This is a genomic window from Methylobacillus sp. DLP286, assembly GCF_056636515.1.
Genome location: NZ_CM153145.1, coordinates 814744 through 831517 on the forward strand (window position 1 = coordinate 814744; position 16774 = coordinate 831517).

Sequence of the window (16774 nt, forward strand, 5' to 3'; positions counted from 1 at the left end):
GGAGACATCATGCTCAACTCTCAATTGCAGTCACCCCTGATGCGCTTGATCACAAGCAGCCTGGGCGTTATCGCAACCGTGCACGACGGCACCCTATTCCACCAGAAAACAGACGCGCAGATGCAGAAGGTCATCGACGCCCTGGACAAGCTGGAGGAAGACACCGAGTACGCCGTCAAGGCATTGCCCAAGGAAGTCAGCCCGTTCCTGCGCTACCGCTTGGAAATCCTCGGCAACACCGTGGCCGGCATCAACCTCCGCTATCTCGTTTGCCACCTGAGCGGCGACAAGCAATACCAGTATTTCGATATCGGCCGCGTACTGCTGGAACTCAACACCCACCACGCCATGGTCGCCCTGGAGCTAATCCAGAATTTCGCCATCAATCCGCACGATCCCACCTTCCTGCTGCTGGTCGACGCCGTCAGGGAAGCCGTCGCCAAGGAAGAAGCCCTCGTAGATACGGAAAGGACCGCAGCATGAACCACCTCTCAACCCGTGAAACTTATGCTGATAGATCGAAAATCTATTTTTCGACATGGATAACAGGTATTGATCCTAAGGATTTCCGTATCGCTTCAATCCTTCGTATCGATACTGGAAATGCTGGCATACAAGTCAATTTAGATTTGAACCACCTCAGTGATCTGAGGGCTGCAATTGATGAGCACCTGGGCAACCTTTGCGTGATGCAGACAGAGCTGAAAACGTTGCAAGGCACTGCGCAACAGGAGGTAAAGTTATGATCTCTACACGCGAAATTCGCCACTTCCACCTTTTCTGCGGCATCGGCGGCGGCGCCAAGGGCTTCAACAAGGCCAACCCGCGTGTCGGTAACCTGATCGGCAAGATGCGCTGCCTGGGCGGTATCGACGTCTCGCCGGCCGCCATCAAGGATTTCGACCGGCTGGTCGGTGTGCCGGGTACTGTCATGGACCTGTTCGACCGCGACCAGTACACCCACTTCCACGGCAAGGAACCGCCAGCGGATTGGCGCGAGGCCATGCCGCGCGACATCCTCAAAGCCGCAGGCTACGAGCATCCGCACATCGTCTTCCTCTCGGCGCCGTGCAAGGGATTCTCCGGGTTGCTGCCCGAAGGCCGCAGCCGTACCAACAAGTACCTGGCCCTGAACCGCCTGACGGTGCGCGGCGTGTGGCTCATGCTGGAAGCCTTCAAGGACAATCCGCCCGAGCTGATCGTGTTCGAGAACGTGCCGCGTATCGCCAACCGTGGCCGGCCATTGCTGGACCAGATCGAGGGCATGCTGACTGCCTACGGCTATGCCGTCGCGGAGACCACCCACGATTGCGGCGAGCTGGGCGGGCTTGCGCAAAGCCGCAAGCGCTTCCTGCTGGTCGCGCGCCACCTGGAAAAGGTGCCGCCTTTCCTCTACGAACCCGAGAAGAAGCGTCTGCAGCCCGTCGGCGCCTTGCTCGGCCGCATGCCGCTACCCGGCGACCTTTCTGCCGGCCCGATGCACCGCATTCCCAGCCTGCAATGGAAAACCTGGGTGCGCCTGGCGTTCGTCGAGGCCGGCAGCGACTGGAGAAGCCTGAACAAGCTGGCCGTGGAGGACGGCGTGTTGCGAGATTACCTGATCGTGCCGGACTACCATGCCGGCTACCTGGGAGTGCGCGACTGGAACAAGCCAAGCGGCACGATTGCCGGCCACTCTAGCCCGACCAACGGCGCTTATTCCGTTGCGGATCCGCGCTTTCCCGCAGGCGGCGAATATGGGCAACTCGGCGTGCGGAAATTCGATGAACCCACCGGCACCGTCACCAGCCAGCGCAGCCCGATACAGGGCGGTTTCTCGGTGGCGGACCCGCGCCACCAAGGCCCGGCAAAGCACTCTAACGAATTCCGCATCGTGCCATGGTCGGAAGAAGCCCGGGCTATCACGGGCGCACACGGCACCGGGCAATGCATTTCCGACCCAAGGCCGCCGAAAGGTCCTGTTTTCAGCAAATACGCTGTTACCCCTTGGAATCGACACACCGGAACTGTCATTGGCGGAGACGACCAGGGAGCCTATGCGATCGCTGACCCGCGGCCGTCATGGGATCGCCGGCCAGGCAACCTATCCGTCATGGATTGGGACAAGCATTCCTCCACCGTCATTGCCGGCGGCAAGGGCGTTCAGGGCGGATGGCTGTCTGTCGCGGATCCGCGGACTGGCCTCGATCGAGGCAAAGGCGACCACTACCTCACGGGCGGCCATTACGGCGTAGTGCCGTGGGATCAGCATTGCGGTGCCGTCTCCGCTTCTGCAGGTCATGACAACGGCCGCTGGTCGGTTGCCGATCCGCGCCTGCCGGCTGCCGACGAAAAGACGATTGCCGTGATCCGCGCCCTGGATGGCACTTGGCATCGTCCTTTCACTACGCTGGAGCTGGCCGTCATCCAGTCCCTGGTCGAGCCGGAGGAATACCTGCACCTGGAGGGCATGTCCGACACACAATGGCGCGAGCACATCGGCAACCTTGTCCCTCCCGATGCAGCCGAGGCTGTTGCCGAGGTAATGGGCACCACGCTGCTGCTGGCCTGGTCCGGCGAAACCTTTGTCCTGTCTTCAACCCCGATCTGGGTGCGCCCTGTCGCTGTCGCGCTCAGCGTAGCGCAGAGGTGATGTGATGACACAAGAGCAAAATCGTGATGGCAAAAGCCCTTGGTCAATGCACATTCTGGCCCGGTTCAAGTATGAAGCGCTTTGCCAAAAGCATGCGCCACATGGCCGAACTTATGCCGGAACGGGTACTGTCCGGCAAGCAGGACCAGTACCTGCGGCAGATGGTCCACAAGTTCCGCCGGCAAATCCCGGATCACGTCGTGGCCCTGGCTGGGAAGGTGGAAGCATGAGAACCAACCTGCCAATACCACCCGAGCCCAAATTCACGGACGACGCTGGCCGCCAATGGTATGTCTTTGCCATTCAATACCGCCATGAGATCGACGACATGACCCTGTCGGCCTACATCCTGGCTATCGACCATGCGCACGCCGAAGAGCAACTGGAATTCATCCGCGCCAACGGCTATGTCTCTGCCAATGTCAGCGGTTATTTCCGAAAGGAAGGTACCAAATGAGCCCACAACCAAACCGCGCCCAGCGTCGTCGTGAAGCCAAGTTGGCAAGGGTAAAACCCAACCGTAGCGCCTTCAAGTTCGATACCCGCTACACCAAGGAAATCGACACCTTCGACACCATCGATCGACTGTTCCTTGGCATGCGCAACGGTCAGTTGCGATGGGGTCCGTCCGGCTGGCTGATCATGGGCATTTCCGGTGAGGACATGGACGTACTATCCGCGCTATCCGGCTGGATCGACTACTGGCGCCAGCTTGCCGACCACGTGCAGGCCGACTATGACGACGCTGCCCTGCGCCGTCTGGCGAAATCCCTGGAATACGAGAAGCCCATGACCATGGCCGAACTGGATGCCGCTGCCGAGGTGGTCGAGCGCCAGCGCAAGCTCTATCGCGCCATTCCCCACGCCACCCGCAAGCTGATCTATCACAAGGTGAAGGCAGAGATCGACCGGGAAAACGAGATACGTGAATTGATGAAAGGGAAGTACCAATGAGAACCCTATCCATCCGCCAACCCTATGCCTGGCTGATCCAACAAGGCATCAAGGACGTAGAAAACCGCGACTGGAAAACCGACTATCGCGGTCCAATGCTCATACATGTGAGCAAAACATATACTCGCAAGGAGCATAACCGGGTCGCTGAATGGATCGCGAAGGAATTCGGTATTACCATCCCTGCTTATGAATTCCTGTGCGAGCTAAAAGGAATGATCATTGCCAAGGTCAAGTTGATCGACTGCGTCCCTGGGCATAGCAGCCCTTGGTATATTCCCGAATCCTATGCTTTCGTACTGGCCGATCCGTTTCCGCTGCAGCCAGTCGCTTGGAAAGGCCAGCTTGGATTTTTCGATGTCCCAATGCACGCGTTGATGGAAAACAGCGGCGATGCTTGAGTGGAAAGAGATTGACCAGTATTACATGCAATATGGCAATACGGAGTGGAGGATTTCCTTTGCGGCAAATGTCTCAAAGCCGTTCTGCCTGCATTACGGCAGCTCTACCATCGCTTGCTTCAAAACCGTGAGGGAAGCAAAAGAACACCACCTCAAGGTGATGAGCAGCTATGACTGAAGCAATCAAAAGCGAGATCCAGGGCTATTTGCTCCTGGAAGTGAACGATGTTTGCCGTAAGGTAAAGTTTTCCAAGACCACCCTATACGAGCTCATCAAAAATGATGGATTTCCCAAGCCCATCAAGGTAGGCGCAAAGTCGGTATGGGTCGAGGCAGAAATCGATGCATGGATCGAAGCCAAGATCAATTCCAGGGACTCAACCTTGTCATGCCCCTGATGGAGCCATGGGCGGCTCGCTGCCCTGCTCCATCGCTATCAGATACTCTGACCACCATTTCATCATCTTCACTCGCTCTTGCATGTATTGCGCCCGGTTATAGGGTTTTCTGGAAGTGTCCTTTTCGGTATGCGCCAACTGCTTTTCCACAACGTCAAAGTTAAAGCCACTCTCATTCAGGACCGTAGATGCCACTGCGCGGAATCCGTGCCCTGTCATTTTGCCCTTATAACCTAGCCGATAAAGAGCGAACAGCATTGTGTTATTGCTTATCGGCACTAATGCATTGCGGCCCGGCAATACAAACCTGCTTGTACCGGCAAGCTTCTTTAGTCTTTCCAGGTACGCGATCGAGCTGTCTGTCAAAGGCACCCTGTGAGCGTGCTTTCCTTTCATCCGCTGGACCGGTATCTCCCACACACGCTTCTTGAAATCAACTTCGTCCCAAGTCGCACCAATCAACTCATTGGTTCGTACAAAGGTATGGGCCAACAACTGCAACGCAAGCTGTGTTCTCAAATCACCTTCTTGGTGATACCGGGCTATGGCATGCATCAGCCTTGGCAAGTCTTCCGGCTCAACCGCATTTTGGTGTTTTTTCTGATGAGGAGTGATGGCGTCCCGGATGGCTGCCGACAGATCGTAGGCACAGCGGCCGGTCGCAATGCCATAACGGAATATTTGCCCGCACAGTCCATTCACCCGGTGAGCCAGGTCGAAGGCGCCGCGCTTCTCGATCTTGGCAATCATCGCCAGAAGCTCCGGTCCGGTAATTTGGGATATCGGGCGTTGCCCAATGCTCGGTAGCACATTCATCTTAATGCGCCGCTCCACGTCGATGGCATGGCTTTTCACCCAGGCATGCACCTGCTTATCAAACCACTCCCAGGCCACGGCCTCGAAAGTATTGGCTGCCTCGATTTTCTGATTGATCTTGGCGAGTTTCTTTTGCGCCGAAGGGTCTAGGCCGCGCTCGAGCATTTCAAGCGCATCTAGCGCTTTCCTACGCGCTGATAATAGGGCTAAATCCGGGTAATTCCCCAGGGTGAGAGATTTTTCCTTGCCGTGGTACTTGTACCTGAAGCGCCAGCTCTTCTTGCCGTTAGCGTAGACCCAGAGAAAAAGGCCATTGCCGTCGGCATATTTGGTGACTGGCTTATCCGGGCTGGATGCCACCCGGCACTCGATATCTGATAATCCCCGCCTCATCATGCACTTTCATTGCTGGGGTAAAAATCAGATTAAATCAGGGGTAAACCACCGAATTCTTACCCCACTTTTACCCCGGATGTATACGAACGCACGCGAACCTCCGCGCACAACTAACCGGGCAAAATATACAAGGAATTAGGGGGGTGTGTAACACTGCTACCGGGGAAAGTTCTCCGGCGAACTGCTACGGACAAGGAATTGGCGGAAGCGGTGAGATTCGAACTCACGAACCCTTGCGGGTCGCCGGTTTTCAAGACCGGTGCCTTCAACCACTCGGCCACACTTCCGTTTTGACATCAGTCATGGTGGTGACTGAAGAAAGGCCGCCATTCTATCACAAGATTAATCGTCTTCCACCACCATCCCGGAGAAAAGCACGTCGGTAAAACCAAACTGGGCAAGGTCACGAATCCGCATCGGGTAAAGGATGCCGTCAAGGTGATCACATTCGTGCTGTACCACCCTTGCATGAAAGCCGCTTACCAAGCGGTCTATCGGATTTCCGTATTGATCATATCCAGTGTAGTGCAACCTTTGATAACGCGGTACCACGCCGCGCATGCCTGGGACGGAAAGGCACCCTTCCCAGCCATCTTCCAGTTCTTCGCCTATAGGCGTCAGCGTGGGGTTGATTAATACCGTATACGGCACTTGTTCGGCATCCGGGTAACGCGGATTATGGCCAACGCCAAAAATCACGACCCGGAGGCTGACGCCGATTTGCGGGGCGGCTATACCGGCACCGTTCAGATGCGCCATGGTGTCCTCCATATCTTTGATCAGGGCATGGAGCTCCGGGGTATCGAATTGCTGGATGGGCTCTGCCTTTTGCAGCAGCAGAGGCTCTCCCATTTTCAACACAGGTTTAACAGGCATGGCCTACCACTACCCTTTCTATCAGGTTTCGGACGCGTTGCATGGTTGCGTTAAGGACATCGCCCATGTTTTCGTATTGAATGCCATTCACGCTACTGCCTCGCCCTGCCGCATGATTGGCCACCGGGCAGATGGCGGCATAATGCATGTCCAACTCACGCGCCAGAGCAGCTTCCGGCATGCCGGTCATGCCGACCATGGTGGCGCCGTCCTTTTCCAGGCGGTTAATTTCTGCGGCAGTTTCCAGACGGGGGCCTTGTACACATGCGTAGACACCGCCATCGATAACTGATTCATCAATATTGGCCGCAGCCTCCAGGCACAGGCTGCGCAGCCTGTCGCTGTACGGCATAGTAAAATCGATATGTTTGACCGGCAGGTCGCCGCCATCATAATAGGTATTCTTGCGTGCGTGCGTGTAGTCTATGATCTGGTCTGGCAAGGCAATCACGCCCGGATTGAGGCTTTCATGAATACCGCCGACGCTAGCGACGGAGACAATGTCGCGCACGCCTTCGGCATGCAGCGCCCAGATATTGGCGCGATAATTGACGATATGGGGCGGAATGGTGTGCCCATGACCATGCCGGGGCAGAAAGATCACTTCATAGCCGCAAATATCCCCGTAAGTTAAGGGGCCGGAAGGTTCGCCATAGGGCGTACGAACAATCTGCCTGCGCTTGATCTTGAGGTTGGCCAGCTTGGTCAGCCCTGTACCACCAATAATACCTAGCATGAAAACTCCACAATGACGGATTGGCACATTGTAGCGTAACAATCTTCATTTGCCACAAAGCGCGATAACTGGCGTTTTATGGCATACTTTATGCCGCTTATGACCACATCAGACCAAGCCACTATCCAGCAGAGCATGGCGCTTGCCAAAGCCCATTATGAAAATTTTCCTGTCGCCTCTGTTCTCCTGCCCAAGGATTTGCGCGCACCCGTTGGCTTGATCTACGCCTTTGCCCGCCAGGCCGACGACTTTGCCGACGAAGGCGAGCTGCTGCCGGAGGAAAGGTTGGCGCTGCTCAACGGCTTTCGCTCGCAACTCGATCAAATCAGGGACGGTGTAACGCCCGACACGCCTTTGTTCCAGGCATTGCAAGCCATGATCAAGGAGCGCGGCTTGCCGCTGGCGCCGTTTTACGACCTGCTTTCCGCATTCAGCCAGGATGTGGTCAAGGCCCGCTACGCCAATTTCGGCGAGGTCATCGACTATTGCCGCCGTTCGGCCAACCCGGTCGGGCGGCTGATGCTGCATCTATACAAGGCGGCCACGCCGCGCAACATTGCCTTGTCGGATGCGATCTGCACCTCGCTGCAGCTCATCAACTTCCTGCAGGATGTCGAAATCGACTATCGCAAGGACCGCATCTACCTGCCGCTGGACGAACTGCAGAAATACAAGGTCTCCGAGCAGCAGATTGCCGATAAAAACAGCCAGGGCACATGGGCCCTGTTGATGGAATTCCAGGTCAACCGCACGCGCAAGCTGCTGCAATCCGGGGCGCCGCTCGGGCTGGCCCTGCCCGGCCGCATCGGGCTGGAAATGCGCATGATCATTGCGGGGGGCGAACGCATCCTGCGAAAGCTCCATCATGTACGCGGCAATGTTTTCAACCAGCGCCCGGTTCTCAAGCCGGCGGACTGGGTTTATATGCTGTACCGTGCGGTGAGGAAAAAATGAGTCCGCAAGAATATTGCCAGAAGAAGGCCGCAGCCAGCGGCTCCAGTTTCTACTACAGCTTCCTGTTCCTGCCGAAGCCCAAGCGGGAGGCCATCACTGCCCTGTATGCCTTTTGCCGGGAAGTGGATGATATCGCGGATGAGGTCCAGGATATCAACGTCGCGCAGACCAAGCTCAACTGGTGGCGCGGCGAAATCATCAATCTTTTCGAGGGCAGGCCGCAGCACCCGGTCACCCTTGCCTTGCAGGCGCCGGTCACGGAGCTCAAGCTCAAGCAGCAGCACTTCCTGGACATCATCGACGGCATGCAGATGGACCTGGAGCAAAACCGCTACCGCGACTTTGCCGAGCTCGAGCTTTATTGCTACCGCGTTGCCAGCGTGGTCGGCCTGCTCTCGGCCTCCATTTTTGGCTACAGCAACCCGCAAACCCTGCAATATGCGCTAGACCTGGGCATGGCCTTCCAGTTGACCAACATCACGCGCGATGTCGGCGAAGACGCCCGCAGGGGCCGGATTTACCTGCCGCTGGACGAAGCCGCCCGTTTCGGCGTCAGTGAACAGGATATTCTGCAGGGCAGGCCCTCCGACAATATGCGGCAATTGCTGGAATTCCAGGCCGAACGCGCTGAACGCTATTACGACAAGGCGCTTGCCGAGCTGCCTCTGGAAGACCGCAAGCTCCAGCGCACCGGCCTCATCATGTCGGCGATCTACCGCACCCTGCTCAAGGAAATCAAGGCGGACGATATCCAGGTGGTGCTGAACGCGCGCGTATCCCTCACCCCCATCCGCAAACTCTGGCTTGCCTGGCTGACATGGGTTCGCAATTAACGCCGCATGTCGCGGTGATCGGCGGCGGCTGCGCCGGGCTGGCGACGGCCGTTCGGCTCACGCAAGCCGGCATCAGGACCAGCTTGTTCGACTCCAGCCACCAACTGGGCGGGCGGGCGCGGGGTATAGACTGGCAAGGCCTCACGCTGGACAACGGACAGCATATCCTGCTTGGCGCCTACTCACAGACATTACGGTTTTTGCAGACATGCGGCGTGGATATCGATACCGGCTTGCTGCGCTTGCCGCTCAAGCTCGAAATACCAGGCAAGTTTTCGCTTGAAAGCCAGGCTGCCCTGCCGGCGCCATTGCATATCTTGGTTGGCCTGCTGCAAGCGCAAGGCCTCAGCCTGCGGGAGCGCCTGGCTGCCGTGCGCTTCATGGCCGGCCTGCGGCTCAAGCGATTTCGCCTGGCAAAGGACGTTCCATTGCAGCAACTGCTGGCAAGCCAGCCTCCCCGGCTCACCGCCATGCTGTGGGAGCCCCTCTGCCTTGCGGCCCTGAATACCCCGATTGCCACGGCAAGCGCACAAACATTCCTCAATGTGCTGCGGGACAGTTTCGCGCACAAGAAATCCGACAGCGACTTGCTGCTTCCGCGCGCCGACCTCTCGGCCCTGTTTGCCGAACCGGCGGCCACCTTCATCGAAGCGCATGGAGGCAGAGTCAGCCTCAATACGCCAATAGAAAGCCTGCATACGCTGGAACATGGAGTAAGGTTGAAGCTGAAGGATGCAATGCAGGATTTCAGCCATGCGGTGATCGCCACTTCCCCTTTCCGCGTCGCCGCATTGCTGCCTTCGCTGCAAGGCATGGAAACTGTCGTTGCCAACTGCCAGTCGTTGCAATACCAGCCCATTTACACCGTCTACCTGCAATACCCTCACGACACAGTATTGCCGCAAGTCATGCATGGCCTGGCCGGACAACTCGGCCAATGGGTGTTTGACCGTGGACAGCTTTATGGACAACCAGGCCTGCTCGCCATTGTCATCAGTGCCGAAGGCAAGCACCAGACATTGACGCAATCCGACCTCGCCATCAAGATACACCAGGAGCTGCAAGCCGTTTTTCCGGCCATTTTGAAGGCAACGCCGCTCTGGCATAAAGTCGTCGCGGAAAAACGCGCGACCTTTGCCTGCACGACGGGGCTGGATCGCTCGGGCCAAACCACTCCGCATCCGCGCATACAGCTGGCCGGGGATTATGTCGGCACCGGAAGCCCCTTATTGGACTATCCCGCCACCATAGAAGGCGCGATCAGGAGCGGCTTCCTGGCGGCTGAAAATATTATTAAATCACATCAACTATAAATTTTAATATTATGATAATAAATGATATTTATGACTTCATTATTCACTGGGGAATCATGAGCCTGTCCTTATGGGTAGCCAGCCTGATCTTCCCCGGAATCAAGTTTTCCTCGCGGCTTTCGCTATTGATCTCCGCCCTGGCCCTGGGTTTCGTCAATGCCGTCATCCGCCCTTTGCTGCTGGTGCTCACCTTCCCATTGACCTTGGTGACATTCGGCTTTTTCGCACTGGTCGTCAACGCCTTGATGATCATGCTGGTTGCCAAGCTGATCAAAGGGTTCGAACTCTCCGGCTTCTGGACTGCATTCTTCGCCAGCATCTTCATTGCCGTGCTGGGCTTCCTGATCGAATGGATACTGCCGAGCCAGGGAGTCGCCCTGATGACGCCCATCAACAGCAACCCGGATACCATCTCGATCTAATGACCTTGCATTCAAATCCTCTTGGGCGACGGATTCTCGCTCCTATGGTTATTTGATATGCTTGAACGATAGAAAAACCCAGCCCACTCCCAACTTCAAAAAACAAAGAGCACATACCTTGCGCATCCTTTTTGTTAGTTCCGAAGCCTACCCCTTGATCAAGACAGGCGGCCTCGCCGACGTCAGCGGCTCTTTGCCTGCCGCCATTCGCGACCTTGGCATCGACATCCGCATATTGCTCCCAGGCTATCCGGCCGTATTGGCAAAGCTGCAAGACAAGCGCCTGATCACGCCAATCCATGGACTGCCGGAAGTCGGCAGCATCAACCTGCTGGCAGGCAAGATGCCGGATACCGGCGTCTATGTCATGGTGGTTGAAAACGCCCAGCTATTCGACAGGCCCGGCGGCCCGTATAACGACAGCCAAGGCAACGACTGGAACGATAATGCCCTGCGCTTCGGCATTTTGTCCAAGGTGGGCGCCATCTTGAGCAGCCAGCACTCGCCATTGCGCGACTGGATACCCGACGTTGTGCACTGCAACGACTGGCAAAGCGGCCTGACTCCCGCATTCCTGCACCACTCGGGCATTCCCCATGCCAAATCCGTCATCAGCATCCACAACCTGGCATTCCAGGGCAATTTCGCTCCTGAATGGGTGCAGCGCCTGGGCTTGCCCGCCCATAGCTACCAGGTGGACGGCGTGGAGTATTACGGCCAGATGTCCTTTCTCAAGGCCGGGGTCTACTATGCCGACAGCATCACCACCGTCAGCCCGACTTATGCGCGCGAAATCCAGACTGAGCAATACGGCTTCGGCATGCAGGGGCTGTTGGCAACGCGCAGCCACGAGATTCACGGCATATTGAACGGGATTGAAACCCAGGAGTGGAATCCGGCCACCGATCCTTACCTGGCCAAGACCTATAACCTGGAACACCTTGCCGACAAGAAGATCGTCAAGAAAGCGCTCCAGGTGCAATTGGGGCTGGAAGCCGCACCGCACAAGCCATTGCTCGGCGTCGTCAGCAGGCTGACGCACCAGAAAGGCCTGGATATATTCCTGGCCGTGGCGGAAAAACTGCTGGCAAGACACTGCCAGATCGCCGTGCTCGGCAATGGCGAAGCGCAGATGGAAAACGGATTCAAGGAGCTGGCGAAGCGACATCCGCGCCAGGTGAGCGTGACGATCGGCTACAAGGAGCCGTTGTCGCACCAGATCATGGCCGGCGCCGACATGTTCATCATGCCGTCGCGTTTCGAGCCATGCGGGCTCAACCAGATGTATGGGCTGCGCTACGGCACCCCACCGGTCGTGACCCGCACTGGCGGCCTCGCCGACTCAGTCAGGGACAGCAACAGCAGTACGATGAAGAACAACACCGCGACGGGATTCGTGCTGGAATCTGCAGAACCCCAGCAGTTGCTGAACGCAGTGGAGCGCGCCCTCGTCTACTACCATGACCCCAGGGCATGGCGCAGAATCCAGCGCAACGGCATGCGCCGAGACCTCAGCTGGGCCGGCAGCGCAAAGCTCTACTTGGACTTGTACCAAAGCCTTGCCCAGCAGCGCTGACCAACCTGTTTTTTAGTATCGACCGCACGAATACCCACATTTAGCAAACTGTTACAACTATTTAACAGTTTGCTAACCATTTCCTCTGTCTTGGCAATAATTCAGCAACACTTCCGCCCTAATATGCTACCTAACGCAGAGTAAATGGCAGCAATGCTTTTTATATGCGAGCTTTCTCCAAAGCTATACTTCTCCTCCCTTAGCGGGTGCGCCTGACGCACCCCTTTTTTTGCCTGTTATTCCTGACGTTACTCCATGCGGATGAAGTGCTCGCGGTAATACTTGAGCTCGTCGATCGATTCGTAAATATCCGCCAGCGCCTCATGCTTGCTGCTTTTCTTGAAGCCCGCAATCAAGGCCGGGCGCCAGCGCCTTGCCAGCTCCTTGAACACGCTGACATCCAGGTTGCGGTAGTGGAAATATGACTCCAGCTCAGGCATGTAACGCGCCATGAAGCGCCTATCCTGACAGATGGAGTTGCCGCACATCGGGGATTTCCCCGCCGGTACGAATTCCTTGAGGAATTCGATCATCTGTTGCGTAGCCGCGGCTTCGTCCAGGGTGGAAGCCTTCACCTTGTCGATCAGGCCGGACCGCCCGTGCGTTCCCTTGTTCCAGGCGTCCATGCCGTCCAGCACGGCATCGGATTGATGAATCACCAGCACCGGGGATTCACCCAGCACATTCAGTTCGGCGTCGGTCACGACGGCAGCCAATTCCAAAATACGGTCGCTGTCTGGCTGCAAGCCGCTCATTTCCATATCCAGCCAGATGAGGTTGTCGTTGTGTTGTGACATAATGATTTCCATTAAAATGTGCGGGGATGCAAAGAAAGGTGAACCTTCCACCCTATTCTTGCTTCAAAATAAACATAATATTTTAACTGATAAATAAGCAAAATGATGGCTACGAACCTGACTATCCTGTTCATCTCGCTCCTGGTGTTCACCACAATGATCCGGCTCTGGCTCGGCCGCCGGCATGTCCACTACATTCAGCAGCACCGCGCCAACGTGCCGGAGGCGTTCAGTTCCAGCATCAGTCTCGGCGCCCACCAGAAGGCCGCGGACTACTCTTCTGCCAAGACGCGCCTCGCGCTCATCGAAACCACGGCCCAGGCCGTATTGCTCCTGCTGCTGACCGTAGGAGGCGGCTTGCAGCTGATAGACGGCGCCTGGCGCGGCGTCTTGCCGGAGCATGACATCATCCGCGGCGCGGCCGTCATCCTGAGCGCCTTGCTCGTCAGCAGCGTGGTGGACTTGCCTTTCGACTATTACCGCACCTTCGTCATCGACCAGCATTTCGGCTTCAACAAAATGACGCCCGCAATGTACTTCAAGGACATGGTCAAGCACAGCATCGTCGGCCTGTTGCTGGGCGCACCGCTGCTGTTCATCGCGCTATGGCTCATGCAGGGCGCCGGGGACTACTGGTGGCTCTACCTCTGGGTGGTCTGGAGCGTATTCAACCTGCTGATGCTGGCGATCTATCCCACATTCATCGCGCCGATGTTCAACAAATTCTCCCCATTGGGCGACGAATCCCTCAAAAACCGCATCGAGGCCTTGTTGACTAAATGCGGCTTCAAGTCGCAAGGGCTGTTCGTCATGGACGGCTCCACGCGCAGCAGCCACGGCAATGCCTATTTCACCGGCTTTGGCGCGAGTAAGCGCGTCGTTTTCTTCGACACCCTGCTGGAACGCTTGAACGGCGATGAGATTGAAGCCGTTCTGGCCCACGAGCTTGGCCATTTCAAGCATAAGCACGTCATCAAGCGCATTGCCCTGATGTTTTTCGTCAGCTTCATCGGTCTGGCCCTGCTCGGCTGGCTCGCGCAGCAAGATTGGTTCTATGCCGGGCTTGGCGTGCAGCAGCCCAGCGACTATATGGCGCTGATCTTGTTCCTGCTGGTGAGCCCGGTGTTCCTATTCCTCTTGCGTCCGCTGCTTGCCGGCTATTCGCGCAAAAACGAATTCGAGGCGGATGAATATGCCGCGCAGAATGCCGACGCCCGCTACCTGGTCGAGGCATTAGTCAAGCTTTACCGTGACAACGCGTCCACGCTCACGCCCGATCCGCTGCATTCGGCGTTTTACGACTCGCACCCGCCAGCCAGCATCCGCATTTCCCGGCTCAGCACATTTACAGCGCACTAGCCTTGTCGAATGCGCTGTTGAACGGCCTGGTCGTAGCCTCCTACGGCAAGCGCTACGGAGTGGAGCTGGAGGACGGCGCCGAGCTGAGCTGCGTCACCAGGGGCAAGAAAACGGACCTTGCCTGCGGCGACAGGGTCAAGGTCAAGCTGACCGGCCCGAGCGAAGGCGTGGTGGAGCAGCTTGAACCCAGGAGCAGCCTGCTCTACCGCAGCAACAGCTTCCGCAGCAAGATGCTCGCCGCCAATGTCAGCCAGGCGGTGATCGTGCTGGCGACGCAGCCGAGTTTTTATGAGGAGCTCTTGAACCGCTGCCTGGTGGCGTGCGAGGCGGCAGGCGTCAAGGCGGTGATCGTGCTCAATAAATGCGATCTCGATAATGCCGAGGACGTCATGTCGCGGCTGCAGGATTATGCCGCATTGGGCTACACCATCCAGCCGCTATCGGCACGGGATGATATCGCCCCGCTCAGGCAATGGCTCGCTGGGGAGACCAGCGTATTGGTAGGCCAGTCCGGCATGGGGAAATCCACCATCGTCAATGCGCTGCTGCCAGATAAGATGGTGAGGACCCAGGAAGTATCGACCGTGCTCGATAGCGGGAAACACACAACAACGGCCGCGCACCTCTACCATCTGGATGCAGAAAGCAAGCTGATCGACTCTCCCGGCCTGCAGGAATTCGGCCTGCACCACCTGGACGGCGAGCAATTGGAATTGGCATTCGTCGAGTTCCGCCCCTACCTGGGCAAATGCCGCTTCAATAATTGTCGCCACCTCAAGGAGCCTGACTGCGCCATCCGGGCGGCAGCCGATGCCGGCGCGATATTGCCGCGGCGCCTCGCCTACTACCAGCAGCTACGCCAGGAAATCGCATGACGACCGCGCTGGTGTCCCATCCCGATACGCTGCTGCATATCATGGATGGCAAACACCCCGAGTCGCCCGCGCGCATCACAGCCATCATGGATGCGCTTGCGGCGCAGCAACTGCTTGGTAAACTGCAGCGCCATGAGGCGCCGCAAGCCGACGATGAAGCGCTGCTGCGCGTGCACGACGCCGCCTATATCGAGTATATCCGCAGCATTGCCCCCCGCGCGGGCATCGTGAGGCTGGACCCGGATACCGCCATGGGGCCGATGTCGTTGACGGCATGCCTGCATGCCACCGGCGCCGTCATCAAGGCTGTCGACCTGGTGATGCAAAAGCAGGCCGCCAATGCCTTCTGCTGCATACGCCCGCCCGGGCACCATGCAGGCAAGGCGCGGGCGGCGGGTTTCTGCATCTTCAACCATATTTCCGCAGGCGTTGCCTATGCGCTTGCTGCCTACAAGCTGGACCGTGTCGCGATTCTGGATTTCGACGTGCATCACGGCGACGGCACCGAGGATATATTCCGCAACGATCCGCGCGTCATGTTGTGCTCGACCTTCCAGTATCCCTTCTACCCGCACAGCGGAGCGGACACGCGCTCAGAGCACATGGTCAACGTGCCCCTGGCTGCAGGGAGCGACGGCCAGGTATTACGCGAAGCGGTCCTGAAGAATTTCGAACCGGCACTGCAACGCTTCCGGCCGCAGATGCTTTTCATATCCGCGGGGTTCGATGCGCATGAAAACGACCCGCTGGCGCACCTGAAGCTCAATAACGATGATTACCGCTGGATCACTAATTTCGCAATGACGGTCGCGGATCGATATGCGGCAAAGCGCATCGTCTCGGTGCTGGAAGGCGGCTACCACCTGCCATCGCTGGCAGAGTCGGCAACAACCCATATCCGCACCCTGGCCGGGCTTTGATCGCCGGCAACGCGCCAGGATGCTGAAGCCGTTGCGGTCTTTGCTGCTATAATCGCGCCATGCAAATTACCACCCGCCTTGAATTCGATGCCGGACACCGCATCCCCAGCCACAAAAGCCAGTGCCGCAACCTGCACGGTCACCGCTATGCCCTGGAAATCACGCTTTCCGGCAATATCATCGAGCAGGAAGGCGCCTCGGAACATGGCATGGTCATGGACTTTTCCGACGTCAAGGCCATCGCCAAGCGTTGCGTGGTGGATCAATGGGACCATGCCTTCCTGGTATACCAGGGCGATACCGCCGTGCTGGAATTCCTGCGCAGCCTGCCCGACCACAAGACCGTGGTCTTCGGCACCGTGCCGACCGCAGAAAACATGGCGGCGGAAGCCTTCCGCATCCTCAAGGCGCAATACCATGACACCTACGGCACCCAACTCAAGCTGGAGCGCGTGCGGCTTTATGAAACGCCCAACAGCTGGGCCGATGCCCTGGCTTAAGCCAGCTTAGCTCAGC

At 57.5% G+C, this 16774-nt stretch carries 21 protein-coding genes and 1 tRNA gene; 17 read left to right on the plus strand and 5 right to left on the minus strand.

What is annotated here, in order from left to right; translation table 11 throughout:
- Positions 1 to 9 precede the first annotated feature (9 nt).
- From ACWXTG_RS03855 to ACWXTG_RS03890, 8 genes are all read left to right on the plus strand, one after another.
- The gene (locus ACWXTG_RS03855) at positions 10 to 483 is read left to right on the plus strand and encodes a hypothetical protein (RefSeq protein WP_480220765.1); all 474 of its coding nucleotides are present in this window, start codon (positions 10 to 12) and stop codon (positions 481 to 483) included.
- The gene (locus ACWXTG_RS03860) at positions 480 to 746 is read left to right on the plus strand and encodes a hypothetical protein (RefSeq protein ID WP_480220766.1); all 267 of its coding nucleotides are present in this window, start codon (positions 480 to 482) and stop codon (positions 744 to 746) included. Before ACWXTG_RS03855 ends, ACWXTG_RS03860 begins: the two co-directional genes overlap by 4 nt.
- On the plus strand, positions 743 to 2632 hold the full coding sequence (locus ACWXTG_RS03865; protein WP_480220767.1) for a DNA cytosine methyltransferase: 1890 nt from the start codon (positions 743 to 745) through the stop codon (positions 2630 to 2632). The genes ACWXTG_RS03860 and ACWXTG_RS03865 overlap by 4 nt, the downstream gene beginning before the upstream one ends.
- Before the next feature lie 23 nt (positions 2633 to 2655).
- On the plus strand, positions 2656 to 2862 hold the full coding sequence (locus tag ACWXTG_RS03870; protein WP_480220768.1) for a hypothetical protein: 207 nt from the start codon (positions 2656 to 2658) through the stop codon (positions 2860 to 2862).
- Positions 2859 to 3089, plus strand: a complete 231-nt coding sequence (locus ACWXTG_RS03875; protein WP_480220769.1) for a hypothetical protein — start codon at positions 2859 to 2861, stop codon at positions 3087 to 3089. The genes ACWXTG_RS03870 and ACWXTG_RS03875 overlap by 4 nt, the downstream gene beginning before the upstream one ends.
- On the plus strand, positions 3086 to 3586 hold the full coding sequence (locus ACWXTG_RS03880) for a hypothetical protein (protein ID WP_480220770.1): 501 nt from the start codon (positions 3086 to 3088) through the stop codon (positions 3584 to 3586). Before ACWXTG_RS03875 ends, ACWXTG_RS03880 begins: the two co-directional genes overlap by 4 nt.
- Positions 3583 to 3987 carry an ASCH domain-containing protein gene (locus tag ACWXTG_RS03885; protein WP_480220771.1) on the plus strand — a complete coding sequence of 135 codons (405 nt, stop codon included), beginning with the start codon at positions 3583 to 3585 and terminating at the stop codon, positions 3985 to 3987. Before ACWXTG_RS03880 ends, ACWXTG_RS03885 begins: the two co-directional genes overlap by 4 nt.
- Positions 3988 to 4157: 170 nt before the next feature.
- The gene (locus tag ACWXTG_RS03890) at positions 4158 to 4385 is read left to right on the plus strand and encodes a helix-turn-helix transcriptional regulator (RefSeq protein WP_480220772.1); all 228 of its coding nucleotides are present in this window, start codon (positions 4158 to 4160) and stop codon (positions 4383 to 4385) included.
- Here ACWXTG_RS03890 and ACWXTG_RS03895 read toward each other — a convergent pair.
- From ACWXTG_RS03895 to ACWXTG_RS03910, 4 genes are all read right to left on the minus strand, one after another.
- Complete coding sequence (locus ACWXTG_RS03895; protein WP_480220773.1) at positions 4374 to 5597, minus strand: tyrosine-type recombinase/integrase; 1224 nt, start codon at positions 5595 to 5597, stop codon at positions 4374 to 4376. The two genes, ACWXTG_RS03890 and ACWXTG_RS03895, sit on opposite strands and share 12 nt — an antisense overlap.
- A gap of 199 nt (positions 5598 to 5796) precedes the next feature.
- Positions 5797 to 5884 (minus strand) — tRNA-Ser (locus tag ACWXTG_RS03900).
- A gap of 55 nt (positions 5885 to 5939) precedes the next feature.
- Positions 5940 to 6473, minus strand: a complete 534-nt coding sequence (def, locus tag ACWXTG_RS03905) for a peptide deformylase (RefSeq protein ID WP_407996624.1) — start codon at positions 6471 to 6473, stop codon at positions 5940 to 5942.
- On the minus strand, positions 6463 to 7209 hold the full coding sequence (locus ACWXTG_RS03910; RefSeq protein WP_480220774.1) for an S-methyl-5'-thioinosine phosphorylase: 747 nt from the start codon (positions 7207 to 7209) through the stop codon (positions 6463 to 6465). The genes def and ACWXTG_RS03910 overlap by 11 nt, the downstream gene beginning before the upstream one ends.
- 99 nt (positions 7210 to 7308) lie before the next feature.
- Between ACWXTG_RS03910 and hpnC the strand changes: the two genes are divergently transcribed.
- From hpnC to glgA, 5 genes are all read left to right on the plus strand, one after another.
- Positions 7309 to 8163 carry a squalene synthase HpnC gene (gene hpnC, locus ACWXTG_RS03915; RefSeq protein ID WP_480220775.1) on the plus strand — a complete coding sequence of 285 codons (855 nt, stop codon included), beginning with the start codon at positions 7309 to 7311 and terminating at the stop codon, positions 8161 to 8163.
- Complete coding sequence (gene hpnD / locus ACWXTG_RS03920) at positions 8160 to 8996, plus strand: presqualene diphosphate synthase HpnD (protein ID WP_480220776.1); 837 nt, start codon at positions 8160 to 8162, stop codon at positions 8994 to 8996. The genes hpnC and hpnD overlap by 4 nt, the downstream gene beginning before the upstream one ends.
- A complete protein-coding gene (hpnE, locus tag ACWXTG_RS03925; RefSeq protein WP_480220777.1) occupies positions 8981 to 10309 on the plus strand; it encodes a hydroxysqualene dehydroxylase HpnE in 1329 nt (442 codons plus the stop codon). Before hpnD ends, hpnE begins: the two co-directional genes overlap by 16 nt.
- Positions 10310 to 10320: 11 nt before the next feature.
- A complete protein-coding gene (locus ACWXTG_RS03930) occupies positions 10321 to 10731 on the plus strand; it encodes a phage holin family protein (protein WP_480220778.1) in 411 nt (136 codons plus the stop codon).
- Between the two features lie 118 nt (positions 10732 to 10849).
- Entirely contained in the window at positions 10850 to 12307 is a 1458-nt protein-coding gene (glgA, locus tag ACWXTG_RS03935) for a glycogen synthase GlgA (RefSeq protein WP_480220779.1), read from the plus strand.
- Between the two features lie 248 nt (positions 12308 to 12555).
- Here glgA and orn read toward each other — a convergent pair whose 3' ends face one another.
- Positions 12556 to 13104, minus strand: a complete 549-nt coding sequence (gene orn / locus ACWXTG_RS03940; protein WP_407996628.1) for an oligoribonuclease — start codon at positions 13102 to 13104, stop codon at positions 12556 to 12558.
- A 105-nt stretch (positions 13105 to 13209) separates the two neighbouring features.
- On the opposite strand from orn, the gene ACWXTG_RS03945 reads away from it, so the two are divergent.
- The 4 genes from ACWXTG_RS03945 to queD are packed head-to-tail and all read left to right on the plus strand — an operon-like array spanning position 13210 to position 16758.
- Positions 13210 to 14463 (plus strand): M48 family metallopeptidase, encoded by a 1254-nt coding sequence (locus tag ACWXTG_RS03945; protein ID WP_480221204.1) that lies wholly within the window; start codon positions 13210 to 13212, stop codon positions 14461 to 14463.
- A 2-nt stretch (positions 14464 to 14465) separates the two neighbouring features.
- The gene (gene rsgA / locus ACWXTG_RS03950) at positions 14466 to 15338 is read left to right on the plus strand and encodes a ribosome small subunit-dependent GTPase A (RefSeq protein ID WP_480220780.1); all 873 of its coding nucleotides are present in this window, start codon (positions 14466 to 14468) and stop codon (positions 15336 to 15338) included.
- Positions 15335 to 16258 carry a histone deacetylase family protein gene (locus tag ACWXTG_RS03955; protein WP_480220781.1) on the plus strand — a complete coding sequence of 308 codons (924 nt, stop codon included), beginning with the start codon at positions 15335 to 15337 and terminating at the stop codon, positions 16256 to 16258. Before rsgA ends, ACWXTG_RS03955 begins: the two co-directional genes overlap by 4 nt.
- 59 nt (positions 16259 to 16317) lie before the next feature.
- Positions 16318 to 16758 carry a 6-carboxytetrahydropterin synthase QueD gene (gene queD / locus ACWXTG_RS03960; protein WP_309565305.1) on the plus strand — a complete coding sequence of 147 codons (441 nt, stop codon included), beginning with the start codon at positions 16318 to 16320 and terminating at the stop codon, positions 16756 to 16758.
- Positions 16759 to 16774: the final 16 nt, after the last annotated feature.